This window comes from Aneurinibacillus soli (assembly GCF_002355375.1).
In the GTDB taxonomy this organism is placed as follows: domain Bacteria; phylum Bacillota; class Bacilli; order Aneurinibacillales; family Aneurinibacillaceae; genus Aneurinibacillus; species Aneurinibacillus soli.
On sequence record NZ_AP017312.1, the window covers coordinates 1240446 to 1266491 of the forward strand.

General features: G+C 38.4%; 23 protein-coding genes and 4 pseudogenes. 18 read left to right on the plus strand and 9 right to left on the minus strand.

Translation table 11 applies throughout. The features are described 5' to 3' along the window. The first annotated feature begins 75 nt into the window (after positions 1 to 75). Complete coding sequence (locus CB4_RS06265; RefSeq protein ID WP_096464151.1) at positions 76 to 738, plus strand: flagellar brake protein; 663 nt, start codon at positions 76 to 78, stop codon at positions 736 to 738. 182 nt (positions 739 to 920) lie between these two features. Here the strand turns inward: CB4_RS06265 and CB4_RS21445 are convergent, their stop codons facing one another. Next, complete coding sequence (locus CB4_RS21445) at positions 921 to 1040, minus strand: putative holin-like toxin (RefSeq protein WP_220033128.1); 120 nt, start codon at positions 1038 to 1040, stop codon at positions 921 to 923. A gap of 208 nt (positions 1041 to 1248) precedes the next feature. Here CB4_RS21445 and CB4_RS06270 point away from each other — a divergent pair. After that, positions 1249 to 1449 (plus strand): annotated as a pseudogene (locus tag CB4_RS06270) (hypothetical protein); the annotation flags it as partial. 248 nt (positions 1450 to 1697) lie between these two features. On the opposite strand, the gene CB4_RS06275 reads toward CB4_RS06270, so the two are convergent. Next, positions 1698 to 3056 carry an AMP-binding protein gene (locus CB4_RS06275; RefSeq protein WP_096464153.1) on the minus strand — a complete coding sequence of 453 codons (1359 nt, stop codon included), beginning with the start codon at positions 3054 to 3056 and terminating at the stop codon, positions 1698 to 1700. After that, the gene (locus CB4_RS06280) at positions 3056 to 3958 is read right to left on the minus strand and encodes an SDR family NAD(P)-dependent oxidoreductase (RefSeq protein WP_231956164.1); all 903 of its coding nucleotides are present in this window, start codon (positions 3956 to 3958) and stop codon (positions 3056 to 3058) included. Before CB4_RS06280 ends, CB4_RS06275 begins: the two co-directional genes overlap by 1 nt. Positions 3959 to 4265: 307 nt before the next feature. On the opposite strand from CB4_RS06280, the gene CB4_RS06285 reads away from it, so the two are divergent. The 3 genes from CB4_RS06285 (at position 4266) to CB4_RS06295 (ending at position 5774) form a co-directional block, all read left to right on the plus strand. Continuing rightward, the gene (locus tag CB4_RS06285) at positions 4266 to 5000 is read left to right on the plus strand and encodes a Fic family protein (protein ID WP_373681344.1); all 735 of its coding nucleotides are present in this window, start codon (positions 4266 to 4268) and stop codon (positions 4998 to 5000) included. A 137-nt stretch (positions 5001 to 5137) separates the two neighbouring features. Beyond that, positions 5138 to 5404, plus strand: coding sequence for a hypothetical protein (locus CB4_RS06290; RefSeq protein WP_096464157.1), 267 nt, complete (start codon positions 5138 to 5140; stop codon positions 5402 to 5404). Then, positions 5385 to 5774, plus strand: a complete 390-nt coding sequence (locus CB4_RS06295) for a retropepsin-like aspartic protease (protein WP_096464159.1) — start codon at positions 5385 to 5387, stop codon at positions 5772 to 5774. Before CB4_RS06290 ends, CB4_RS06295 begins: the two co-directional genes overlap by 20 nt. Positions 5775 to 6329: 555 nt before the next feature. On the opposite strand, the gene CB4_RS06300 is transcribed toward CB4_RS06295, so the two are convergent. Next, positions 6330 to 6734, minus strand: a complete 405-nt coding sequence (locus tag CB4_RS06300; RefSeq protein ID WP_096464161.1) for a hypothetical protein — start codon at positions 6732 to 6734, stop codon at positions 6330 to 6332. A 237-nt stretch (positions 6735 to 6971) separates the two neighbouring features. Between CB4_RS06300 and CB4_RS06305 the strand changes: the two are divergent. Continuing rightward, positions 6972 to 7172 (plus strand): annotated as a pseudogene (locus tag CB4_RS06305) (RNA polymerase subunit sigma-70); the annotation flags it as partial. Positions 7173 to 7396: 224 nt separating this feature from the next. Here CB4_RS06305 and CB4_RS06310 read toward each other — a convergent pair. Further along, the gene (locus CB4_RS06310; RefSeq protein ID WP_096464163.1) at positions 7397 to 8065 is read right to left on the minus strand and encodes a hypothetical protein; all 669 of its coding nucleotides are present in this window, start codon (positions 8063 to 8065) and stop codon (positions 7397 to 7399) included. Positions 8066 to 8223: 158 nt separating this feature from the next. On the opposite strand from CB4_RS06310, the gene CB4_RS06315 reads away from it, so the two are divergent. The 5 genes and pseudogenes from CB4_RS06315 to CB4_RS06335 all read left to right on the plus strand — a co-directional run. Continuing rightward, on the plus strand, positions 8224 to 9159 hold the full coding sequence (locus CB4_RS06315; RefSeq protein ID WP_096464165.1) for a COG2958 family protein: 936 nt from the start codon (positions 8224 to 8226) through the stop codon (positions 9157 to 9159). Positions 9160 to 9381: 222 nt separating this feature from the next. Then, positions 9382 to 10629 carry a DUF445 domain-containing protein gene (locus CB4_RS06320; protein ID WP_096464167.1) on the plus strand — a complete coding sequence of 416 codons (1248 nt, stop codon included), beginning with the start codon at positions 9382 to 9384 and terminating at the stop codon, positions 10627 to 10629. 107 nt (positions 10630 to 10736) lie between these two features. Continuing rightward, positions 10737 to 11993, plus strand: coding sequence for a DUF445 domain-containing protein (locus CB4_RS06325; protein ID WP_231956165.1), 1257 nt, complete (start codon positions 10737 to 10739; stop codon positions 11991 to 11993). A gap of 363 nt (positions 11994 to 12356) precedes the next feature. Beyond that, a complete protein-coding gene (locus CB4_RS06330; protein ID WP_096464171.1) occupies positions 12357 to 12941 on the plus strand; it encodes a hypothetical protein in 585 nt (194 codons plus the stop codon). 464 nt (positions 12942 to 13405) lie between these two features. Continuing rightward, a pseudogene (locus CB4_RS06335) lies at positions 13406 to 13606 on the plus strand (hypothetical protein); the annotation flags it as partial. Between the two features lie 269 nt (positions 13607 to 13875). Here the strand turns inward: CB4_RS06335 and CB4_RS06340 are convergent. Together CB4_RS06340 and CB4_RS06345 are read right to left on the minus strand one after the other, a co-directional pair. Next, positions 13876 to 14352 (minus strand): hypothetical protein, encoded by a 477-nt coding sequence (locus tag CB4_RS06340; RefSeq protein WP_096464175.1) that lies wholly within the window; start codon positions 14350 to 14352, stop codon positions 13876 to 13878. A gap of 142 nt (positions 14353 to 14494) precedes the next feature. Continuing rightward, complete coding sequence (locus CB4_RS06345) at positions 14495 to 14983, minus strand: hypothetical protein (RefSeq protein ID WP_096464177.1); 489 nt, start codon at positions 14981 to 14983, stop codon at positions 14495 to 14497. Between the two features lie 543 nt (positions 14984 to 15526). On the opposite strand from CB4_RS06345, the gene CB4_RS06350 reads away from it, so the two are divergent. After that, positions 15527 to 16516, plus strand: coding sequence for a stage IV sporulation protein A (locus CB4_RS06350; protein WP_096464179.1), 990 nt, complete (start codon positions 15527 to 15529; stop codon positions 16514 to 16516). 175 nt (positions 16517 to 16691) lie between these two features. Here CB4_RS06350 and CB4_RS06355 read toward each other — a convergent pair whose 3' ends face one another. After that, positions 16692 to 17411: a CPBP family glutamic-type intramembrane protease gene (locus CB4_RS06355; RefSeq protein ID WP_157737821.1), complete on the minus strand. Its 720-nt coding sequence runs from the start codon at positions 17409 to 17411 to the stop codon at positions 16692 to 16694. Between the two features lie 291 nt (positions 17412 to 17702). On the opposite strand from CB4_RS06355, the gene CB4_RS06360 reads away from it, so the two are divergent. The 5 genes and pseudogenes from CB4_RS06360 to CB4_RS06380 all read left to right on the plus strand — a co-directional run. After that, positions 17703 to 18791 (plus strand): ankyrin repeat domain-containing protein, encoded by a 1089-nt coding sequence (locus CB4_RS06360; protein WP_096464183.1) that lies wholly within the window; start codon positions 17703 to 17705, stop codon positions 18789 to 18791. A gap of 103 nt (positions 18792 to 18894) precedes the next feature. Next, the gene (gene sigK / locus CB4_RS06365; RefSeq protein ID WP_096464185.1) at positions 18895 to 19608 is read left to right on the plus strand and encodes an RNA polymerase sporulation sigma factor SigK; all 714 of its coding nucleotides are present in this window, start codon (positions 18895 to 18897) and stop codon (positions 19606 to 19608) included. A 225-nt stretch (positions 19609 to 19833) separates the two neighbouring features. Next, positions 19834 to 21441 (plus strand): dockerin type I domain-containing protein, encoded by a 1608-nt coding sequence (locus CB4_RS06370; RefSeq protein ID WP_096464187.1) that lies wholly within the window; start codon positions 19834 to 19836, stop codon positions 21439 to 21441. Beyond that, complete coding sequence (locus CB4_RS06375) at positions 21442 to 23676, plus strand: S-layer homology domain-containing protein (RefSeq protein WP_096464190.1); 2235 nt, start codon at positions 21442 to 21444, stop codon at positions 23674 to 23676. It abuts the gene before it with no gap. Positions 23677 to 23837: 161 nt separating this feature from the next. Next, positions 23838 to 24131 (plus strand): annotated as a pseudogene (locus CB4_RS06380) (sigma-70 family RNA polymerase sigma factor); the annotation flags it as partial. Between the two features lie 67 nt (positions 24132 to 24198). On the opposite strand, the gene cspD reads toward CB4_RS06380, so the two are convergent. Beyond that, positions 24199 to 24402, minus strand: a complete 204-nt coding sequence (cspD, locus tag CB4_RS06385) for a cold-shock protein CspD (RefSeq protein ID WP_096464194.1) — start codon at positions 24400 to 24402, stop codon at positions 24199 to 24201. Between the two features lie 479 nt (positions 24403 to 24881). On the opposite strand from cspD, the gene CB4_RS06390 reads away from it, so the two are divergent. Continuing rightward, positions 24882 to 25976, plus strand: a complete 1095-nt coding sequence (locus CB4_RS06390) for an acyltransferase (RefSeq protein ID WP_157737823.1) — start codon at positions 24882 to 24884, stop codon at positions 25974 to 25976. Positions 25977 to 26046 lie beyond the last annotated feature (70 nt).

Genomic DNA, 26046 nt, shown 5'->3' on the forward strand with positions numbered 1-26046 from the left:
GTTGGAAGAATGGAAACATTGCAGAAAATGATTTGTACAATAATTTTAGAATGTAATAAGAGGAGAAATTAGGGTATGTTACCTAAAACCAATGAAATTATATATATAGAAAGTGGTTTAGTAGATAATAAAATTTTAAAAACAGTTGTATCAGAAGTAACGTCAGACGCTATCCTGGTGATGTTACCAGTCGAAGAAGGTACGGGGAGAATAAGAACCTTTTTTATAGATGATGTATTAATAATATCTTATCCTTCAAATGGATGCCAGTATAGATTTAAGACAAAAGTTATTGATAAAACTAATGATGTAATACCATTGTTATGTCTACAAAAACCAGAAGAGAAAAATATTAAAAGAATCCAACGTAGAATGTCATTTCGAGTACCACTTTCTTCAAAAATAGTAGCGAATATAGAAAAAACAAGAGGAGAGAGGATAGAAAATGAAGAATTGGAAATAAATTTGCTGGATATTAGTGAAGGAGGAATAAGAATTTCTTGTGACAAGTCGTATGACATAGAAATTGGAGATAAAATTACAGGAAATCTAGAAATTACAGATGAAGAAATTATTCCATTTGAAGCTAACATTGTTCGAAGAGCAGAAGAAGGGAGATTGTTAGACTACAAACAATTCGGCATTCAATTCCATAATATGAATACAATTGTAAGACAAAAAATAATTAGATTTTGTATAATGAGACAAATTGAGTTAAGAAAGAAATTGATGATGTAAAGAGGAACAACATGCCTTGCCTTGAAACTGTAATCCTAAAAGAGATGTGGAGAAGATAACAATAAAGAAGACAGTCTGGTGTTGGTCCACCAAGCGGTCGAGATACAAATAGACGCTTTTCCACAAGGGAGCGGCTCAAAATTCGTATTTCTAGTGAATAGACCTCCCAGTACTTTGCGGACTCAAGGGAGGTCTATTTTTCTTGCTTCATGACAGCAATGGTCAGTGAATACTGCGATGAAAATAGTAGCAACAAGCATGCCGCAACCAATCATCAGAGATAGTGCTTCGTATACTGTCATGGGCTTCACCCCCTTTCAGGCGGGGGTGAGCTGACGCCGTATCTATTTGTACGAAGTTGATTATAACATAGAAAAAGCAATGCAGGTGACAAGAATCCGTTTCTCTAGCGGATAAAAAATAGGCTCATCCTTTGGAACCGTACAGGCACGGACTGGGCGTGGAGTTCATACCCTGAGATAAGGTGAAAAACATCTCGGAGGTGACGCCATGTCAAGCTTGTTCGCAATGTTGACCATGTTTTTCAAAGACATGATGATGTTTGTGTCGTACATCAAGAACAATGTGTTTCCGCAGCCGTTAAGTGAGGCGGAGGAGAATCGGTATCTGGATTTGATGGCAGAGGGAGATAAGTATGCGCGGAATATGCTGATTGAGCACAATTTACGTTTGGTCGCGCATATAACAAAGATGTTGTCAACACAATACGATGTCAAAAGAGTACTACAAGTATCGTGATTTCAGCGAGTTTTCAACTGAAGCGTTTGAGCAGGAATAATGAGAAAGTGATTGTGGAGCATCCAGGTCGGCGATTGAGTCTGGGATTATCAGCTAGTTACATGAAATAAAAGGACAAGCCTGCTGGAAGAATATTCTCGGCAGTCTTGTCCTTTCTAGATAAGGAGCTAGACTCCCATAATCTTCAAACTCAACAGGCTTTATCTAAGCTGTTTTTTATCAAGTTTACCCAAAGGAGTATAGGGTATATGATCAACAAAAGTTATATCTTTGGGCATCTGGAACCTTGCAACCTTGAAGCGTAACCATTCAAAAAGCTCCTCTTTTGTAAGACTTGCGTTTCTTTCCAGGAGTACAAATGCCTTTAGCCTCTGCCCAAAAATTTCATCACTGATTCCTATGACTGCTACATCTTCTACTTGAGGATGATTTATTAATACCCGTTCTATTTCAATCGGATAGACGTTTTCACCAGCTGAGATAACTAAATTGTCCACTCTGCCACACCAAAAATAATACCCGTTAGAATCTTGATAGCCCATATCCCCTGTCTCAATCCACGAAAGGCTTTTGTTTATCATGGACCATTTATTCTGAATGTAAAATTGCCCAATTGCCCCCTTTTCAACCTCTTTTTTATCTTTATCCACTATTTTTAATCGAACCCCGTTTATTTTTTTACCAATCGTTTGAGCTGAATATCTCAAATCTTGTGGTGTAGCTATGATATTTAAACCTGCTTCAGAGGTCCCGTAGAGATTATATAAAACATCTCCTAATTTGCTAGTGACCTCCTCAACCAGTTTGGGATTAAGCTCTGTACCCCCAGAAGCAATACAGCGCAGGGATGTTAAGTCCTCTGGATTATGCCTTAACATTTTATATATCATAAGCGGTACCACCGTTATGACTTCCACATGATGTTCTTGAATTAGACTGCATGCTTTATGGGCTGCTACTTTGGCATGTCCTGTCGTACCCCCAGTTAGTAGCATAAGTTTACCTGATGTGGTTCTTTTCAGGTCTTGCTTTCTATTCATACCAAATTGAAGGAAGTTGCTGATAGCTGGTAAGGTATCATGATAACTTACTATTTTATCTTTAGCATAAGATGACTGTTCAATGAAAGAATACCATTCAGGATCATAGACTAGAAAATCAAAATCATGACGCATCAATAAATTAGTAAACTGAGTCTTGCTCATTTCCGCATTAAGCAAATAGAGATCAGCTCCTAATCTAGAAACAGCAAAAATCGTTTTAACTAACGAAGCATGATTTTTACACAATAAACCCACCTTTTGACCACTGTTAAGCTTGTAGTTTTCTTTCAACACTATGGAAAGTTTTTCGGATTGGAGCCACAATTCTTTATAACTTAGTGTTTCATGCTCATCTACTAGTGCAATGTTATCGGCATAAGACCTAGCGGAAAAAGCTAATAGAGTCATCATATTTACTCCATTTTGGTAGAGGACAGCCATTAATCTATACAATCCCGATGGAGAAAGCATTTGAACATTGTATAAAACATATAGAAGTGTAAAGAACTTCAACATCATTCCCCCCTTTTTTTTCTCAAGACCCTAGGCATTGAATTTTCCCAAATCCCCCTGAATGATATGGATGCCCACTGTCCAAAAATAAACCACCATGGTTTATATACTTTTCTTTTTGTATACATGGACTTTCCAATGATTTTGGCAACATGAGTTGGGCACATGGCAGGAAATTTTTGATAAGCTGTCGTTGGAATAATCATAGGGGTTTTTACCAAGGGCAGATAGATGGATGTTGTTGAAATCCCCATGGCATTTAACTCAGGAGCTGCAGACCGAAACCAGGTGTCAAAAGCTGACTTAGATGCTTGATAAGCAGCCCAATAGGGGAGTGGTAGTAACATAACGTTGACTGTAGATATGTTAATTACATGTCCTTGATTTTTTTGAAGAAGAGGGATGATTGACAACAGCAATTGAACAGGTGCGAAATAATTAATCGCCATCGTTCGTGTAAAATCGTGATATCGGTCTAACGAACGGTTAATCGATCGCCTAATCGATATTCCTGCGTTACTTACTACGAAATCTAAACCATCAGGCATGTGATGAAGAAAGGCTAATAAACCTTCCATGTCTTCCTGATTTCTAAGGTCTGCTCTGAAAATACTTACTTTGGCAGCTTTCATTTCGATTTCTTTTTTCATTGTTGAAAGCTGCTCTTCTCTTCTTGCCACTAAAATTAAATGTGTATGTATATCTGCTAATAGATAAGCTAATTCCTTCCCAATTCCAGAACTCGCACCAGTTATAAGCACAGTCTTTCCTTTTAGTTTGTATCTAAGCTTATTGTTTTTTAAATAAGTAGGTGGAAAGAGTATATTTTCCAAAAAGCTATATTTATACATAATGCCTCCGTAATGATAACGATGGACAGAGATGACGAACTGCTCTCCAAGCATCGAATTCTCCTAGAATTCATTCTTAATAAGTTATGAAATTAACAAAATATGTATGTGTATATTTTACTATATATGTTTTGAGAAGACATGGCTTGATGTGATAAAAAGTAATAGCTATTAAAAATGAAAGCAGTATAGGGTTGAGTATGATGATTTGCTGACTTACTGAAGATTATTCATAAACATGTATGACGAAGATAGCGATTTATAAAAAGGTCGGTAGCTTTTTTGTTCGTCTGTTTCCAGATATAATAAAATACAACAAGACAGGAGCGACATATTTAGAGAACGGGGGATTGCTATGGATATGCCTTTATTGAATCAGGTTGATGAGAAAAAAAAGAAGCTGGATCAAAAGAGACCTTTCTCATCCCACACCGTAAAAACGATTCGGGGACACTTAATTGTAGAATGGACGTATCATTCCAATGCTATTGAAGGAAACACACTGACTCTTTCCGAAACAAAAGTCGTGCTGGAAGGCATTACAGTTGGCGGTAAGACGCTTCGTGAGCATTTGGAAGTCATTAACCATAGGGAAGCTATTTTTTATTTAGAAGATATGGTGCGGAATAAAGAGCAGCTTTCGGAATGGCATATCAAGAATTTGCATGGAATTGTTTTGAAGGGGATTGATCAAAACAATACAGGAACGTATCGAAGAGAAAATGTCTTGATCAGCGGTGCGCGGCATATCCCGCCAGATGTCCTGCAGGTTTCGGAGCAGATGCGTGAGATGATGGAGTGGTATGAGGGAGAGGCACAAGAGCTGCATCCGATTGTACGAGCAGCTATGCTGCACAGCATTTTTGTTAAGATTCATCCATTCATTGATGGAAACGGTCGAACAGCACGGTTGCTTCTAAACCTGGAACTCATGAAATCAGGATATGTTCCAATTGTGATTCAAAAGGAAAAAAGGCTCGATTACTATAAAGCGTTGGATGAATCGCATGTGACAGAAGATTATTCTGACTTCGTCCAATTGGTTGCAAGCATTTTGGACGAGACGCTTGAGTTTTATTTCCGAATTGTAAAGTAAGTAGCAACGAAGCAGCCAGGTCGGCGATTGAGTCTGAGATTATCAGCTAGTTACATGAAATAAAAGGACAAGCCTGCTTGGATGCAGACAGCCCATAAGGTAAAATAAATATAAAACTACGGACAGGAGGTTTAAGTATGCGCTGGGAAAAAGTTCAGGAAATCTATCCAAACCAATTCGTTTTACTTCAGTGTCTGAAATCGCATGTGGAAGCCGATAAAAAGTATGTAGAAGAAGTAGCGATTGTCCGTCCGTTGGAAGATGAACGAGAAGCGACAAAAGAATTACTAAAGGCAAAAGGAGATCAGTTTGTTTATCATACGTCAAAGCCTTCCATTGTAATGGAGATTATTCGCAAACCGAATATCAGGGGGAAGGCTTTAAATGAAAATGGAGTACACTGATGGTTTGCTGCATGTATCTTTTACGATTACCTATCAAGGGAAAACCAAAACACTTGAGCATGTAATTGTAGACACAGGAGCTGCTCGCACTATTATTTCTGCGGATGCAGTGTTTGACTTGGGGATTTTTGCGACAGCGGACGATGAAATTAATGTGATGTACGGGATTGGTGGAGAAGAGTACTCGTTCCGCAAGACGGTAGATGAAATTGAGTTTGCATCATTTAAGGCTGATAACTTTCCTATTGATTTCGGTGATTTAGATGAAGGATTCGGAATCAACGGTATTATTGGACTGGATGTTTTATTGGAAGGAAAGTTTGTTATTGATTTAGAGAGTATGGCTATTCATCAAAAGGATAAGGAATAATAATGGGTACCCTTTTTATAGCTGGTAGATAAAAGGGGCATTTTTTAAAAATAGGCTCATCCCTTGGAACCGTACAGGCACGGACTGGGCGTGGAGTTCATATCCTGAGATAAGGTGAAAAACATCTCGGAGGTGACGCCATGTCAAGCTTGTTCGCAATGCTGACCATGTTTTCCAAAGACATAACAAAGACGTTGTCAACACAAAACGATGTCAAGGGAATGCTGCAAGTGTCGTGATTTCAGCGACTTTCCGCCTGAAGCGGCTGAGTAGGAATAATGAGAAGGTGATTGTGGAGCAGCCAGATCGGCAATTGAGCCTGGGATGATAAGCTTGTTACATGAAATAAAAGGACAAGCCTGCTGGAAGAAGATTCTCGGCAGGCTTTTTATGTGAAGATAAGCGTCTATGTTAACGTTTGCTGTTCGTTTTTTGACGATAAAAAAATCACTGTAAAGGCGGTTAAATTGAGCTATCGTTTTCCGTCCTTGAGTTTAATGATAAGCACTTTTGATGGATTCTCCGCTATCGGTACTCGAAAGTTTAACTTCTGAATTACATTCCAATAAACATATTTCTGCTAAAGGGACCCCAGTTTTCTCCCCTAAAACCAGTCATTCCCTCTAAGTTAACAAAACAAGGGAGCACAATATACATTACACCAGACATTGCATTAACCCTAAATGTCAGGATGTATCTCATCCTCGAATTGTCAGCAGGTGTTATCATTGCCATATTGGGACGTATTGCGTTCTCTGCCGTTAGTGCATCGTTCATTCCTACGCTCGCGATACCAACAGGACCCATATTACTTCTAATCCAATAATTCGAAACGTTTGTTGCTGACGCTAAATCAGTCCGCTTATCATACGTCATTAAAATTTGATTTGAGGCAATTTGTCTTGCCTCCAAAAGAATTGGATGAGGTATCATTTGTCGCTCTGCATGAAAACTTAACATTAGTAACCTCCACATATTTTGAAATAGTCAAATTATCTATTTCAAAATATGTGGGTTAACTTACTTAAGTTCGCAATAAATAGCTAGCAAGTCATAAAATTTTTTTACTATACTGCCCGTTGATTAAATAAGGAAAGTGGTGAAAAAATAGGCTCATCCCGAGGAACCGTACAGGCACGGACTGGGCGCGGCGTTCATACCCTGAGATAAGGTGAAAAACATCTCGGAGGTGACGCCATGTCAAGCTTGTTCGCAATGCTGACTATGTTTTTCAAAGACATGATGATGTTCGTGTCGTACATTAAGAACAATGCGTTTCCGCAACCGCTCAGTGAAGCGGAGGAAAATCGGTATCTGGACTTGATGGCAGAGGGAGATAAGTATGCGCGGAATATGCTGATTGAGCACAACTTACGTTTAGTAGCGCATATAACAAAGACATTGTGAACACAAACAGATGTAAAAATAGTTCAGCAAGCATCGTGATTTCGGCAAGTTTTCACCTGAGGCGGCTGAGTAGAAATAATGAGAAAGTGATTGTCGAGCAGCCAGATCAGCGATTGAGCTTGGGGTAAGAAAATGATATAGGTTTTTAAAACCAATGTGTTAATAGAAATGGACAAGCTTGTTGATGAATAAGCTTGTCCATTTTTATTACATGTTTACTTGCTAATCCGATAATCAGGATTGCTTTGTGTCCAGCCTCCGTTAGTATTAACAGATGAATCTCCATCACCATCAACCCATATTTCTGTGCCGTCGGGTAAGGTTCTCCAATGAGGAGAAACGTGATGTTCATTTGGGTTTTCAAGTAATTGGACATCTGTGTTTTCTACAATTGGAACTTCATGACCTTCAGCAGGATCAATTTCTGCAGCGGAAACCACTCCGTCTGCCCCATCAACCAAATCTACTACGCCAACAGCAAATATACCAACGGCAGCTACTTTGGCTAGGTTTTTTCCAGCCTCTACTGCTGCATCCGTATCTCCATCTATTAAATTTTCGATTGCATTTATACTTGTTTCAGCAACGTGAACCAAGCCTTTTCCAACATTAGATACCGTATCAGCAGCGGTATCTAATATCTCATCGAACCCATTTTCAACTTGCCGTTCGTTGGAGGTTACCACTCCTTCGATAACATCCACTGCTCCATTGGCAATATTTCCAACAATCTCGCCTGTTTTTGATGTCGCATGGTATACTCCCGTTCCCACTTCTTTTATGAAATCACTGTTGGTAGCTTCTCCTACTAATTCAATCGCTCCACCAACTACACCACCTACAATTTCTCCTGCCCCTGAGAATAAACTTTTTAAAAATCCCACGCTTGTACCTCCTACTTCCTAGTAAAATACTAGTAGTAATTCGTTTTATTAATAGTAATTCCTTCCTAAGCGGGGATTTATGGTAAAATTAAGGGTGGGAAATAGCTTTTTATATTTCAATTTAGCAAGTCTGCAAGCAAATTTTTGGAGGAACAACTGTGAAGAAGTTATCTTTTATTGAATTAGCTCGAAAGATACTAACTGAAGCAGGATTCCCTATGACTACAGAAGAGATATGGGAATATGCCCAGAAAAATGGATTGGATTTACTTGTCGGAAGTAAAGGTAAAACACCATGGGCTACATTAGGCGCCCGGATATATGTCGAACTGCGTGATAATTCTAAAACCGATTTTGTTAAAATCGATTCCAGACCGAAGAAATTCTTTTTACGTCATTTAATAAATAAAGCAGATCTCGAGCAAATCGCCGAATTTGAAAAAGAGAAAGTGGAGGAACCCTCATTAACACGTTTTCATGAACGGGACTTGCACCCGTTTTTAAGTTATTTTGCGGATTCCTATCTCCAAGTGCATACGAAAACGATTTATCATGAACGCTCTTCTAGAAAGTCGTATGCCCAATGGCTACATCCCGATATAGTGGGCGTGCGATTTCCAATTGAAGAGTGGGAAGCAGAAGTACTGGATTTTGGAATGGCTCTCGGGAGTTCGCTGATTAAGCTGTATTCATTCGAACTAAAAAAAGAGCTTACTTTTTCAAATCTGAGAGAGAGCTTTTTTCAAACAGTATCAAATTCCTCCTGGGCAAATGAAGGATATCTCGTCGCATCAAAGTTGTCCAGGGACGAGGAATTTATGAACGAACTCAAAAGGCTTTCTTCAGCATTTGGTATTGGAATCATTCAGCTTGATATTGAAGATCCTGATGCTGCTGAGATCATATTTCCTGCGCGCTTTACATCAGATTTGGATTGGGAAACCATTAACAAAATTTCTAAGGAAAATCCCGACTTTATGGATTTTCTCAAGCGGGTAAAAAATGATATTTCTAGCAAAGAGGTTCGAAAAGAAAAGTATGATCGAATTTTTCAATCAGAAAAGCTTATTCAAACTATACGCACAAAAAAATAAAATGGCGAGGGAATCAAAGTCGGATGGAAAATCCTCAGGTTGTACATATTGAGATTGACGATATTACGTCTGGGAAAGTAAATATCTTTTCGTTTTATCATAATGTTCCATCTCATTTGATATCTGTTTTTTTGTAATTATAGAGTCCTGTATTAAAAAGGAGAGTGTTGCTTTAAATTTACTAACAAAAAATGAAAAAAAGAGCTATTGGAGATGTTTTAAATGAAGAAAAGTAATAGTTATAAGGCTACAGTGGTATTAGGTATATCATTTTTTGGACTTTTATTATCTTACCCATTTAAAGATAGCTTTACTGGAGGTTTTTTTACTAGTCTATGTAGCGCTGCTATGGTTGGCGGTATTGCGGACTGGTTTGGTGTTACAGCTTTATTTCGAAAGCCCCTAGGTATTTCTTTTCGAACAGAGATTATTCCAAGGAATCGAGAGAAAATTTTTAATGAAATGGCAAACATGGTACAAAATGAGTTTCTAACAAAGGAGCGGTTAAAAAGTAAAGTAGAAGAATATGATATTGCTGATTTATTAATTCGTTATTTAAAAGAGCATGGTGGAAAGCAGGACATGAAAGAGGTATTAGACAAGGTTGTTCAAAACCTCCTAGATGAAATTCATCCTCAAGAAATGGGTGTTTTTATCGAAAAATTAATCAAGGATGGTGTAGAAAAAGCACAGGTTTCCCCAATAGTTGTTAAAGTCATTGCATGGTCAATTGAACATGGATATGATGATCTAATTATCGATTTTACCTGTAAAGAATTAATCAGAATTATCAAGCGCAAAGAGGTTCATGATGAACTTACAATGTTTATTAAACGTGTTAGAAGTGAGTACGAGAAGCATAGTGTAGTCCGTACTTTGACAGATAAGATTCTGTTGGACTGGTTTTTATCTTTGTCGCCAGCTAATATAGCACAACTACTTCAAGATAAGGGGTGCAATCTCCTTGAGGATAAACATGTACTGAGAAAGGAAATACGAATTTATATTGAGAACTGGCTTAAGAAGTTGAAGGAAGATAAAAACACACAAGATAAAATTGAAAAACTGAAAGTGGAAATCGTAAAGAAAATTTCTATCCATGAACAACTTGCCCAAGTTATCAAGACATATAAAGAAGTAGCTGCTACTCATTCTGAAGGGGTTTTTTACTTAATCAAGGATATAAATCAAGAAGTAAATAATCTAATAACCCGGTTTGAGGATAATGTTGAAAGAAGGAATCAACTTAACAGTAAAGTGCAGCAGAAAGTAATTCAGTGGATTGATAAAGAACATGGGTATATCGGAAAAATGGTAAATGAAAGTTTAAACCATTTTACCAACGCAATGCTGATCGAGTTTATAGAATCTAAAGTAGGAAATGACTTGCAGATGATTCGTATCAATGGTTCTATTGTTGGTGGATTAGTAGGCGCTTTTATTTTTGTAATAACATTCTGGTTTGTATAGAGGTGGGGGAGTTGAAGAATCGTAGGAGAGCTAATGTTGTTCTTACGTTTTTGTTTATCGCATTTGTTATAGCTCTGGTATTGAATCACTTTGTTTTTCATAATTCTATGCTTTTAAAAGCAACACTTTTTGTACTTGAAGCGGCACTTGTTGGCGGGATTGCTGACTGGTTTGCAGTAACAGCACTTTTTAGAAAACCATTAGGATTCCCAGTTCATACAGAACTTATTCCAAAAAGTCGGGACAAGCTAATTGATTCCGTTACAAAAATGGTGACGGATGATTTACTAAGTCCGACGGCTATTAAAAAGAAATTTGACAATATACACTTTGTTGATTGGTTTATTGAGTTGATAGAAGAACCAAATGCTAAACGATACCTAGGAAACTTTGTTGTAGAGCACAGTGTATCTTTTCTGAAGAAATTAGACTATGAGCAAGTGTCAAAAGAGATAGAGGATTTTATAAAGAATAAAGCAGAGGACATAGATATTGTTCAGCAAGTAAAAGTTTTTTTTAAGCGGTTTTTGCATGGTGACAAAGGTGATGAACGAACTTCCAACTTCATTGATAACATCATTTCACTTTTAGAAAAGCCAGAAATTCAAATATGGATGAAGAAGGAGCTAGAAGGTTTAAAACAAGAAAAAGTTGGTAATGCTAATAGTTTCATAAGGAGAGTAGTAGGAAAAACTATAATAAAGTTTGTTGAAAAAGTGGATGGCTTAAACACAGGCTCGGCTGCTCAGCTATTATGTGAAGAACTTATTTCTTTGTTAGTTAAGATGAAAGATCCCGACGATCCTTTAAGAAGGCAATTTAAAATGGTGTTTTATGAAACGGTAGGGAGACTCGAGAAGCAAGGAAAGTTCACGGATGAAGTAAATAATTGGAAAAACGAAATCGTTAAGCAGGTTAAATTACAGGGGACTTTAGAAGAAGCAATTAAAGCTGTAGTGGAAAGCATTAGCACTCCGTTACGCAAGCAGGAAGAAGGAAGAGATACAGATGTAACTCTCTCCTTGGCAGGTGAATGGATTGCAAAACAAATTATCGAATATCTTTATAATTTTAAGAAAAGCCAAGAACAGAAGGAGTGGGTAGAAAAACATCTCAAGTCTGTAATATATCGTGTGATTGATACGGAATATCATATTGTAGGAAGAATTGTGCGGGAGGCATTAGAAGCTTTGTCTAAAGAAGAATTGAACAAGTTTGTCGAGGATAAAGCTGGCGAAGACTTGCAGTGGATTCGTATCAATGGCTCAATTGTTGGAGGAGTTGCAGGGATGCTACTATTTTTATTTTTGCAGTTTCTCTATGAGCCGTTCGTAGTTCCTGTTATTAGATCGTGGGTCTACTGAAAATAAAGAAAGGCAGAGATGAAAGGTCTCTGTCTTTTTTTATTTTCCCTTTATTGAAGAAAACTGCCCGTTAGCCATTCATTCTGCTGTCGAAGTGCCATAGATAATGGAAGATGTACCATTCTTCCATGGTAGTTGAATAAGAAAAACAACAACAACAACAGGATTTAACAGAGCCTTGTTTTAAAAAAATCTACGTTTCCAATAAGATACATACACAAAGGAGGACCCCCCCAATTTTTTAAAAAACTGTTTACAAACTAATAAGTTATGACTCAGTTTTAAAAAAATGCATATATCGAAGAAATTTCACATATCCATGAGATATATCAAAAATGAAGAATGAAGCGGAGGAAAAGGAATATGACTTTTTTAAATCAGGTAGTTAACGATTTTCAACGCAAACAATTCACGAAGGTTCAAATGAATGAACTAATGTTCTATGCACAGTTTCGGAACGACCCCAAAAAACTCTGCCACTTAATCGGGAGGGCAATCGCATCCAATGGAAAAACGCAGTCCCATCAGAAACGCATCAAGCGAGAAACCAAAGACAATCTGGAACAACATTTGCTGACCATCTACCCTCTAATACCTTCCTTAAAGGATTTTGATGAACTAAGGGAACTCATTACTATAAAGGGCATTGGAGATTTGACGGTGTACGATACGGCTGATCGGATTGGATATGCTTTTGGACTTCATCCAGAGAAGGTGTATATCCATCGGGGAGCCAAAACCGGAGCGAAAAATCTATTGGGGCGTAAAGCGGTGCGAGGACGTAAGTTTCTGTATATACACGAATTGCCAGTAGAATTTCAAAACCTTACGCCAAGGGAAGCGGAAAATTGTTTGTGCATCTACAAGGACTCTTTCCTAACCGGGAAACTACCAAAGCCGAAGAAATCCTGCAATGGTAAACTGCCTAAAGTGAAGGAAGCATGTTAAAAAGGTTTGGAGTTTTCTCTAACGCGTTCTCTTCAGGGGGGAGTTTCATTAAAAAACAAATAAAATCTCCCCAATTTCAGCACTGAAAATCACAGACAAAATAGTTAATTTTCATCAAAAAAGAACATCGATTTCGATGTTCTTTTTAACTTTTGTCTCGGTTAACTTTTAATGTTGATATTTCACCAAAAGAAAAAAGTCAACTAGCTGTTCTTTATGAGACTATTGGAGATATGAAGGGTGTTGTTCATTGGAAAAAGAAGAGAGATGAGATAGAGAGATCACTGCAAAATCTTTGTTGAGTTTTCATTATTAAAAAAACTAAAGTGATTGGATGGTATGGTTAAGGACTGATAGGATGGATATTGTAAAAAATAGGATTTTCCCATAGGACCGTACAGGCACGGAGTGGGTACGGCGTTCATACCTTGAAATAAGGTGAAAGACATCTCGGGGGTGAAGCTATGTCAAGCTTGTTCGCAATGCTGACTATGTTTTCCAAAGACAAGATGATGTTCGTGTCGTACATTAAGAACAATGCGTTTCCGCAGCCATTAAGTGAGGCAGAGGAGAATCGGTACCTGGATTTGATGGCAGAGGGAGATAAGTATGCGCGGAATATGCTGATTGAGCACAATTTACGTTTAGTCTCGCATGTAACAAAGACATTGTGAACAATACATGATATCAAAATGGTTCAGCAAACATTGTGATTTCGGCGAGTTTCCGCTTGAAGCGGCTGAGCAGAAATAATGAGAAGGTGATTGTTGAGCAGCCAGATTGGTGATTGAGCCTGGGATAAGAACATGTATGTTGAAAAAGGACAAGCCTGCTGGAAGAAGATTCTCGGCAGGCTCATTTTATTATTGCTTATGTTTCGTATAAATACTGGTTGTAGTCATTGAATGTGTGACTATGTCTAGAACTTTCTTTTTTATCTATCCCAGGGAACAAAATCACCTTTTTTACACTTGAAGCGAACGAGTTCTTTACAAACTACCCACATTATCCCTTCATCTTCTTGAAGAATTTCACCGAAGATGCGGGATATGTATCTTGAATAATCATCCAACCAGTATGCTTTAGGGTGTCTTGCTTTAAATTCGTCGTGTGTATAAATCTTACGCTCTTCTGAACTGTAGGCTTTAATTAGATCTGTCCATTCTTCTCTATCATAAATATGGCAACGTCCAATTATTTTATCGGAATTTGGTCCAGAGTAACCGCGACTGGGAGTTACACAAAACTTTTCTGATTTCCTGTATTTAAAGCCAAGCCTTCCATCTTTGGTGTCGGGTAAATGGATGTAGGTCACAACTCTTTCGATGGGTGTGTTAAATTCGATACAGTATCCGCAAACACCGATTTTATTCACTTCTCGTATTTGATCGCATAGTTTGCACTTCTTCATAGTTACCTCTCTTATTTTTATCCTAATGTTTCCATTTTACATTTGGATAGTAAAAAAGTACATAAATTCGTGTTAGCAGAATAAGAAAGGAGGCATTTCTCATTGTTGAGGGAGTACCCTTTGTTAGTAGAAGAAGGTTTTCTCATCGGGTTCGCTCAGATTTTAAAGAGGAGATCAAAAAGAATGGGATAAATAAAATAAACAGCATAACAATGAGTAGGGTAAGGGATAAAAGAAGTAATTTTCCCCCATTATAGAAGAAAATTAAAGCCATAGTAACCATGATACTTAACAAGATCCACTTTATCACCACATCCTGACGTTGAGGTGTATTATCTTGAATTTGTTGATATAAAAGCCTACATGCTGATCCTACGAAAAGAGTGGCAATTAACTGCAAAATACTTGGTAGCTCTATATTCCAAAAGATATCGTAATTCATTTGATAAATATCGTATTTTTCCTGTGTCATTTCTTTTATGATGCTCGTCAATACGGAAGAAGCATGTGAAGATGCTTCATGTAATAATTGTATAAATGTTAAATGGTTGATAGGAGTAGAAAGAATTTTCCCCCAAATGGCGAACCCAAAGCCTATTGACGCTAACAAATAAGGTAAAAGTAAAAACATGATTAACCGTCTCCTTCCTTTTTCTTGATTAATGAGTATGTGGAAATGCCTATTTATAGGACAATACTGTGTTTGCTTTTTCAATAAATAATCTGATTGAGTAGTAATACATTATTGTATCTAAACATTTTTACCTTTGTATGATTACAGAGCTAATCGTATAAGAGTTGATGGTAAAATACCCTACTTTTTAGGTTTTATTATTTGTCCTAGATGCAGATATTTTTACATATTTATAATCAGGAGGTGAATCAGCGAGAGTTATTCTGAAGGTAAAAGAGCTATTATGAGTATAGTTTTTATTTACAATTACTGGTTTTGTAATGATTTTTTGTACTGGAAATGTCTATGCGAACAACGTTGGATATGAGTATTTATGATGTGATTTCATCTATTTTAAAATTTGATCTTCTAGAGGATAAAAGAGTCGAGATTTTTTGAAACATGTTTTTCTAGTCGTCTTTTACGATAGCATGGGGGAGTTTTCTTATTTATATCTCTATTTAGTCAGAGAAAAGATACTAAGTTAAAGGAGAACATTTAATGGATCAAGTGGAATCGAAAGAAATCTTAGTAGAGGAATTAAACAACTCTATATGCATAGATATCGTGGGACCTGCTCGTACAGGAAAATCAACATTTATTAAAAGCTTTGTTGATTTGTATGTACTTTCAAATATTTCTGACGAACAAGAAAAGGATAACATTATAAGTTATCTTCCTGAGATTGGAAAAGGGAAAATAATGCAAACAATACAGAAAACGAGTTTAGTTTTTCAATCTGTTACTATCAATGGTTTTTCCACAGATGTGAAAATTACCGAACAGATTAAGCATAAGATACACGGAGCTAAATATCCAGAAGTCAAAAGTGAAGAGGAAATAAGTAATTTAATTCTCCAGAGTGAAGCCTCTTTAACACCATATCCCCATTCTCATATAACGTTATTATTCACAACTGACGGAAGTTTTGGAGGCTTTCCTCGATATGCTTATATTGATGCAGAAAAAAAGTCAATAGAAGATTTAAATATTGTAAATAAACCTTTTGTTATCGTGGTTAACACAGCTAACCCAGAGTCTGAAGATGCTTTATTGCTTCAACAAAAGCTACAAGAAGAGCATAGTGTTCCGGTTTTTATACTTTCAGCCGCTAATTTGAATATCGGAGAGTTTAATCAGGTATTAAAAAATAATTTATGTAAGCATCCTATCAACGAATTAAACCTAGAAATTTCACCAAGTTTAATTATGAGTCTAGATGAGAGCCACTCACTTCGTATGCAAATAAATGATATGGTAAAAGAGGTTACTCAAGATATTGCTTGTTTTTGTCATTTAGAATATTTGTTAAAACGGTTTATGGACTTCAGAATAGTAAGTAATGTACAAATTTCTAAATTAAATATGTCTGCTGGTACAGTTGAGATTTGGATTGATATTGATGAGGAGGAAGTTGGAAAAGTTGAAGATGAAATATTTACAGAAAAGAAAAAAGGGTTAGGCATTATGAGGTTACTGTTTGGAAAGTAGGTAATTCTTATTTAGAAGTACTGTGTTGACTCAAAAATTGAGTCAACGATTTATTTCTCATATATACAGGAAGGCACAATATACGGGAAAGCTGATTTTATTTTTCCTTAGCATATTGTGCCCTTTTGTTTTATTAGGTAGTTTTTTAATAGTATCTTCACTTATGGTACAGCTTTTAGTGTTGATTTATTCCTAGCATGCCGATCCAAATTTTGTGTACCATATCTGAACTTGCGTTAAATGTAGCATGACTTAAAAAGCTTGCTATTAGCCCATATCTCAAAAAGAAAAACCAATCAACGACACCACCCAAAAAATATAAATGAAAGTTTGTTATATCAGGTTTATGAAGTATAGAAAACACAGTTGAAGCAACGATTACATAGATGCATGTCCCTAATTTACTACTTCTTTGAAATATCTTTTGTACAAAAATTTCTATCATAATGTTAAATAAGTTCAGCATCTTATATAAAACCATCTGCGCAGCATTAAAAGTTTTAACTTTTTCTCTTGGTAAAGGAGCTATCATTGAAAGTAACAATAAACACACACCATCATAAAATAAAAAACGTGTTATAAATTCTTCATTTGATGGAGCTATGATACATGTTAGAAACCAATTAGCAAAACGGGACAGATGTCCATCATCTTTTACTTGTCCACTGCCTATACCAATGATATCTCCATTAAATATTAGAGGAAGGTATCGTGTTCCTTCAAGAATAAACACGGTGATTACTCCTATTACAATTGGTTTAGAAATAACTGATATGTAGTCTTTACTAGTAATCAGTCGCTCCATGAATGCTTTTCTTAAATTTGAAAAACTCATTAGGAAAAAGAGTGCCATATATGCAGGTACAAATGCCAGTTGTATATCTTCTTCTGTCATTCCCCAATTCATCTTGATATTGATGATTAAAATTAGTACACAAATAGAAATAAATATTAAAAAGAATTTCATCATTCTAATTGCTGATCTAATAGTAATCCCTCCTTTTTTCCATATACTTATGAAGATAAATGGGACAAAATGCAAAAATAAAATGACTAGTTTAATTGACACCTTTGTATTAAGAAATTAATTAAATCAACTTTGTGAAATCAATCTCAAATATTGATTAAAAGAAGGGGGGAAAGTAAAAAATTAGGTTTAATAAATTCGTTAAGTGAGGGATAAAAATTGAAAAAAACGTTATTAAGCCTAATGGTTATTACTGTTCTTCTTTCGGGTTGTGGAACTACCCCAGAAAAGGCAAGAGAAGAACTTGGAAAAATGAATATCCAGTACACAAATTCAAGTTTTGTAAATGCAGCAAGTAACAATGATACAATGGTTATCGATTATTTTATTAAGTCTGGGATGAGCCCGAATGTACAGGATACAGATGGGAAGACAGCTCTAGCTGAAGCGACTAGGCTCGGACATTCTGGTATTGCTAAAATGCTTTTTGAAAATGGGGCTGATCCTACTCTTAAAGACCGAGCGGGGATGAATGCCTTATACTATGCTGCTGCAGATGAAAATAAATTTGACTTGTTACAATCTTTTCTTAGTAAAAAAGCGGATATTAATGCTCTGACAAATAATAAAACATTACTTATGACTGCAGCAGAAAACGGAAATAACAAAGCAATTGATTTGCTATTAAGCAAGGGAGCAGATATTAATATAAAAAACCAACTGGGTGAAACAGCATTATCGAAAGCTGTTGTCACAGGTAGTATAGAAACAGTCAAATTATTATTAAACAAAGGTGCAAATCCTAAAGATAAAATTCAAGGAAAAGGAAGTCTGTCTACATTGGCTGCCTATTCTGGGTATAGAGAAATTACGGAGATGTTAATAAATAAGGGTACAAAAGAAATGAGTCTTCTTGTTTTACCTGAGGTTAATAAAACAGAGGGAGTTAAAGAAAATGAAGTGATTTCTAGCAATCCAGAACTTCATTTTACCAAAAATTATAATTCAGCGAATCCCGAAGTTACTTATAATTTGGATGGAAAGGGACAAAAATTAACTTTTCGTTTTCAAAATGATCAAGAGCATGTAGGCTGGTTCAATCCATATTACCGAGCTAAGGTTATTGTTAAAGGGGATGGAAAGGTATTATTAGAAAGTGGATTTTTGGAAGGTGGAAAATCTCCAAAGGAGTATTCAGTTGAGGTAAAAGGAATAAAAAATTTAACATTAAGTGTGCACTATGATTCGAAAGATGGGTTGGCAGATAATAAAAGTACAATTTTTAATCCCGTAATTTTGGTTCAGTAATGGATAGCTAAAAATAGGCTCATCCGCTGGAACCGTACAGGCACGGACTGGGCGGGGCGCTCATACCCTGAGATAAGGTGAAAAACATCTCGGAGGTGACGCCATGTCAAGCTTGTTCGCAATGCTGACTATGTTTTTCAAAGACATGATGATGTTCGTGTCGTACATCAAGAACAACGCATTTCCACAGCCGCTTAGTGAGATGGAAGAGAATCGGTATCTGGATTTGATGGCGGAAGGGGATAAGTATGCGCGGAATATGCTGATCGAGCACAATTTACGTTTGGTAGCGCATATAACAAAGAAGTTTGAAAACACCGGAGAAGACAGTGAAGACTTGATTTCCATTGGTACGATTGGACTTATTAAGGCGATTGAAAGTTATAAGAAAAACAAAGGTACGAAGCTGGCAACATATGCAGCTCGCTGTATTGAAAACGAGATTCTCATGCATCTTAGATCTTTGAAGAAAACGAAGAAAGATGTATCTCTTCATGACCCGATCGGAACCGATAAAGAAGGAAACGAGATTTCCCTTATAGATATCTTAGGAACAGAGGCAAACGAAATTGAGGATCTGGTGCAGCTCAAAATTGAGAAAAACAAAATTTACAAGCATATTCACATCCTCGATGAGAGAGAAAAAGAAGTCATCATTGGCCGCTTTGGATTAGATAACGAGGAAGAACGAACGCAACGGGAAATTGCACGGGAGTTGGGTATTTCACGGTCTTACGTGTCACGAATTGAAAAAAGAGCGTTGCTAAAACTTTTCCATGAGTTTTATCGGAAGAATGAAAACGGTATAAAAAGCTAGACCAGAACAAAAAGGACGCTTCCCGCTTTGGGAGCGTCCTTTTTGTCGTAAACCAAGCCTTACGGAGAGAATAGAAGGAGTTTAGCTAAGTTTATTATAAATTGAGTAAGTAAACAGTGCTTTTTAGTATATAGATCTGGTTTTGTTCAGAATTTGTTTAGAAGCCTCTGATACAATACAAAATTGTAAATCAATTTTGTAGAAAAAAGGAGGTAAGAATATTTCATGTTCAAAATCAAATCAGTCTATGTATGTTTTCTTTCTTTTCTTTTCATCTTTTCAACGTTTATAGGGGGACCGTTTACGAATCAAGTGTATGCTAAGACTCTTTGGGATGTAGTAGGGACTGCCGGTTTCTCTTCCGGACAAATTAACTTCCCTTCACTTGCAATTGCCCCAGATGGAACGCCGTACGTAGCGTATACGGAAAGTAACGATAACAATAATAAAGCAACGGTCAAGAAGTTTAATGGGTCAGGTTGGGAGACAGTAGGTACTGAAGGGTTCTCCGACGGTGCAGTTCACTACCCCTCGATTGCGATTGCTTCCGATGGAACGCCGTACGTAGCGTATAAGGATTGGGGGAACGGTCGGAAAGCAACGGTCATGAAATTTAATGGATCAAGTTGGGTACCGGTAGGCCCAGTAGGTTTCTCCGCTGGTTATGCTAACTACACGTCACTTGTGATTGCTCCGGATGGAACGCTGTATGTAGCGTATCAAGATCAGGCGAACGCTTCTAGAGCAACGGTCAAGAAGTTTAATGTTCAAACTTCAAGTTGGGATACAGTAGGAGCAGGAGTAGGAGGAACTGGCGGTTTCTCTGCGGGTGAAGCCTATGATCTTTCATTTGCGATTTCTCCGAATGGAACGCCGTACGTAGCGTATACGGATACGGTGAATGGTTACAGAGCAACGGTTCAGAAGTTTAATGGGTCAAGTTGGGTACCGGTAGGTCTAGTAGGTTTCACCGCTGGTTATGCTTCCAAGCCTTCACTTGCGATTGCTCCGGATGGAACGCCGTACCTAGCGTATGGTGATGGGCCGTACCAACTGTATGGTGGTGATGAAGGGAACGGTTATAAAGCAACGGTTAAGAAGTTTACTGGATCGGGTTTATCGGGCTGGGAGACGGTAGGAACGGAGGGCTTCTCAGCCGATAGGATGTCCTTCCTTTCACTTACGATTGCTTCCGATGGAACGCCGTACCTAGCGTATCAAGACGGTCTTCAGTACCTTTATAAAGCAACGGTCAAGAAATTTAATGGGTCAAGTTGGGAGTCGATAGGAACGGAGGGATTCTCCGCTGGTCTCTCTAACTACATTTCTATTAAATTTGCCCCAGATGGAACACCGTATGTAGCATATCTGGATGGGGGAAACGGTGTTAAAGCAACAGTCATGAAATATTCGACCGTATATACGGTGACCTATGAGGCGGGAGCGAACGGCACAATCAGCTCAACAAGTGAGAATGTAGCACCCGGGAACCGTCCATCGTCGGTGCCTACGGTAACATCAAATATGGGTTATACATTTGCAGGATGGAGTAGTGATGGAGGAACGACAAAGCTGAGCAACGCACAAGTAGCGGCAACGCCAGTAACGGACGATATTACGTACACGGCGTACTATAAGGCGAAAGGTGATGCTAACGGGGATGGTGTGATAAGTCCGGCAGATGCCCTTCTCATCATCCAATATGCGCAGGGAAAAATCACGTTAACAGATGAGCAAAAAATGGATCTGGATATGAATGGTGATGGGAAAGTCGATAATCTGGACGCCAAAATCATTCTGGATATTTGCACGGGGAAAGGGAGAGTGGGCTAATTGAAAGATAGCAAAATTGCTGGAAGACGTTTTGTTTTGCGCCGATTGATTTCGATGATGATGGTGTTGTGTATGATGTTTTCCCTAAGCTCAATGGGTGTCGTTAGTGCAGCAACTGCCACCCATACAATTGAAGCTGGTAATGTAACAGGAAAGATTGGGGATACCGTTGACATTCCGGTATATGTGAATCCCATAAAAGAGATTATTGGCTATACGATTACAACAACATATGACTCTATTTCGTTGGAGCCGGTAGAGGTAAAGGATGAAGCAACTTCTAGTATTTTTACTCCAGATAAAACAGTAAATGGCCAAGTGAAAGTTACGGCATCAACGTTTGGAACCGATTTTTTTATTAATAAAAGACAGAAAGTATTTACGATTCGGTTCAAAATTAAAGACACAGCATCCCTTCCTGGTACAACGCCAGTGAGCCTGTCTGGTACGGTTACAGAAGATGTAGATCCGATAGAGGCGACAGCCATATCAGGCAAAGTATCATTACAGGGTACAGCAACCGTAGGAATCGGTAGTGCAAGTGGACAAGCAGGAGCAACGGTAGTGGTGCCGGTTACGGCAACCAGCGCATTGCCAGCTATCGGTTCTTATGGGATGCAGATTGATTTTGACAAAAGTGCACTGGAAGTCGTCAGCATTCAAGAAGATTCGGGTGGTGACATCTTTTCGTCGAACTACAACAATACGGAAGGTTGGCTGAAAACAGCGTGGGCTGACGGTACTGGTGGTGACAGCCCGATCGGTGCAGGCAAGAAACTATTCACGGTAACGTTCAAGATTAAAAATACAGCCACAGCAGGCGACAAGGCATTGACCGTCAATACAAACGCAAACGATGTGCAATATTTCTCGCTTACGGATACACTTGCAACGGAAATGAGTAAGACACTAAACGTTGGGAAAGTAACGGTGACGGCATCGACACCGCCTTCTAACGGTGGTGGAGGTGGAGGTCGAGACTCTTCTACTCCAAGTAACACCCGAACCTCTTCTGTTCTAGTCGGGGAGAATGAAAAAGGGAAACAAGCAGCTAGTGTAGAGATTACACGAACTGTTACAGCAGATGGGAAAAAGAGTGATACAGTAACTTTAGATTCCAAAAAAGCAGCCGAAGCGATTGCCAAAGCGACAGATAACATGAACAAGGTAACTGTCTCCATTCCTGATCTGAAAGGAAATGAAGCGCAGGAGATTGTAGCGAATGTACAGAAAGAGGCATTGGCTACCATGGCAGACAAAGGATTCTCAGCTCAAGTTGTGACAGATAAAGCGACGATTGAACTTCCGAAAGAAACGGTGTCGTCTCTCAGTAAAAAAGACGTATACATGAAAATTGAGCCTGTAACGAAAGAAACCGAGATTCAACAAACAAAAACATTGCTGAGTGTACAGGCGAAGGATGGAAATGTAATCGGAACTCCGTTACACATCGAGACGAACTTCTCGGGTCGTACGAAAATCACGCTTCCATTGAAGGGAATGAACATCCCAACCGAAGTGAAGGAACAGGAAGCGTTCTTACATTCTCTCGCTGTCTTCATTGAACATAGCGATGGCGAGAAAAAAGTAGATAAAGGCGAAATTCAATACGATGAGAAGAAAAATCCAATCGGTCTTTCAATTTGGGTGGATAAGTTCAGTACCTTCACGATTGTTGGGCTGCCAGAAAAGAAGGAAGAAACTAAAGCTGCTTTGAAAGACATTCAAGGGCACTGGGCAGAAGCGCGCATTCAACAACTTGTACAAAGCGGAGCCGTTAACGGTTATCCAGATGGTACGTTTAAACCAAACCAAACGATTACCCGTGCTGAATTTGTCGCAATGGTCGTAAAAGCATTTGGATTACAACCAAAAGAAAATCAGGGTGTTGTCTTTACTGACATCCAGAACCATTGGGCAAAAGAAGCGATCAAAATAGCATACGCGAATGGAATTATCAACGGCTACAATGCCACAACATTTGGAGCCAACGACACGATTACGCGCGAACAAATGGCGGTCATTTTAACGAACATCAAGAAGAACGGTACAGAAGGAAAACAACTGTCATTCAAGGATGCAACGTCGATCTCTGCATGGGCACAAAAAGCAGTAAGCAAGGCAGTAGAAGAAGGAATCGTTACGGGCTATCCAGATCAAACGTTCAAGCCGCATAAGACGGCTACAAGAGCGGAAGCGGTAACCATGATTCATAATGCTTTAACCATGAAATAAGATAAGGAACAAGAAGTCTGACATGTACCCGATTCATAAGAAATGGGGAATTGTTGGGCTTTTTTATATAGATAGTATACTTGCTGTGTCCCTTCGGATAGATACCTTTATCAAGTAAAGGGAACTACGTTTATTTGAAAAACAGATAACCCATTAGTAGAAATGAAATTAGCCTAATCGATATTCTAGGTACGGAAGCTAATGAAATCGAAGACCTTGTTCAGCTCAAAATCGAAAAAAATAAAATCTATAAGCACATTCATATTCTCGATGAACGGGAAAAGGAAGTCATCATCGGTCGTTTTGGACTCGACAACGAAGAAGAGCGTACCCAGCGTGAGATTGCGCGGGAGCTAGGGATTTCACGGTCCTATGTGTCACGCATTGAGAAGCGGGCATTGCTTAAGCTGTTCCATGAATTTTATCGTAAGAATGAAAGCGAAGTAAAAAATTAATGGTTTTATCTATTTTCACAGAAAAGGACGCCCCCCAATGGGGAGCGTCCTTTTGCATAACTGAGCCTTACAGTTTAACTACGTTTTCAGCTTGTGGTCCACGGTTGCCCTGAACGATCGAGAACTGAACGCGTTGTCCTTCTTCTAACGATTTGAATCCTTCGCCTGTGATCGCGCTGAAGTGAACGAATACATCGCTGCCGCCTTCAACTTCGATAAAGCCAAAACCTTTTTCAGCATTAAACCACTTAACTGTTCCTGTTGTTTGCATGAAAGGAACCTCCAAAAAATTATTATTTATATAGGGTCTCTATTTACCGGGTAAATAAACACTCATATATCAAGAAGTGGATCGTACTTTTGACAACTCAAAACAATGAAAGCCCTACCTCTCTTTCATCCTTACGGCTCCAATGACCGTGCCAGTGTGAATTGCATGGCAAAAATATAAGCCGATACTTAGTATCACCGTTTCCTACAAGATTATACATGGAATGATCAGGAATAAGAAAAAGAAGTGATAAAAAGGGGGTATAATAGAAGAGAAGGAACTGTAAGACATATAATACCAGCGCACCTATGCGCGAGTTACCTAACTATACGCTCTTTCAGATGAAAAGTCAAACCAGCGTAGACATGGTCTGCATGCCACAAGTTTTTCCGCTTATTTTCACAGAAAAAGATTGCTCCTACAGCTATTTTTTCGATATAGTAACATCGTATTCTTCATGTAGAAAGGACTTCATTTCCATGCAAAAAAGGCTGCGAGAGTTGGACTGGATGCGATCATTTGCCGCTCTGTCGGTTATTATGATCCATGTCACATCGGGATATGTGATTGCGAATCCAGCTGCTTATGTTCTAAACCAGGCGATGCGCTATGCAGTGCCGCTATTTATTATTTTATCCGGCTTTTTACTGTTTTATGTGGATCGGAATCGGGATCGATTATCGTGGGCTTCTTTTTATAAGAAGCGTTTCAGTAAAATTTTGGCGCCCTATGTGATTTGGACCGTCATATATACGCTGTACACATATCACGATGCAGTGATTGCAGGGCAGTATGGGAAGTGGCTGGCTGTATTGAAGGCAGATCTGATAAGGGGAACGGGATTTGTCCATCTGTACTTCCTTCTGATTATGGTGCAATTGTATGCGATCTATCCAGTGCTGTGGAAATGGCTGAAAAAGCATACGGCAAGCTTTTTGGCTGTGACATTTGTTGTGACTGCTTTTTCGCAGACGATGATTTACTTTCACGCGCTGCACATTGTCCATCTGCCTCGGCTGATCGTGCCGTATGTCATTCTTTTCCCACTCTGGCTGTTTTATTTTGCCGCTGGGATGTATGTGGCAAAACATAATGAGGCGATTACTTCTGCACTGGCCGGACGGACTGTACAGCTTGGTGTGCTGTATGTGGCTTCGTTTGGGCTGTTGCTGCTGGACAGTCACTACACTCATACGTATGATTCTTCAATTAAGCCGACTGTCATGCTTTATTGTTTTGTTTCATACGCGTTCTTTTTGAGTATAGCGATGAAGTTGAGGGATGTGCACGGGCGATTGGCCCGGCTGTCTGACTGGTTGGCGATTCAGTCCTTTTTGGTATTCTTGCTGCATCCGCTTTTACTTGTTTGGATTCAGCGCACGTATCATGAACTGGAATCTTTTTGGAAAACAACACCAGGATTTCTCTTGCTATTTAGCATTGTTACAGTTGTATCATGTTTGGTTGTGTATGTGGCGAGCTGGTTTCGCCCTGTTATATGGATCGGCGGCGTTCCGAGATCAAACGCTGAGGCTTCCCCGACCGAACAGAAGTCAGCTACAAGCGTACACTAGAATAATGTTCGAGACAAAAGCCAGTACACAGATGTATTTAAATCTGTACTGGCTTTTTTCACAAATTCTT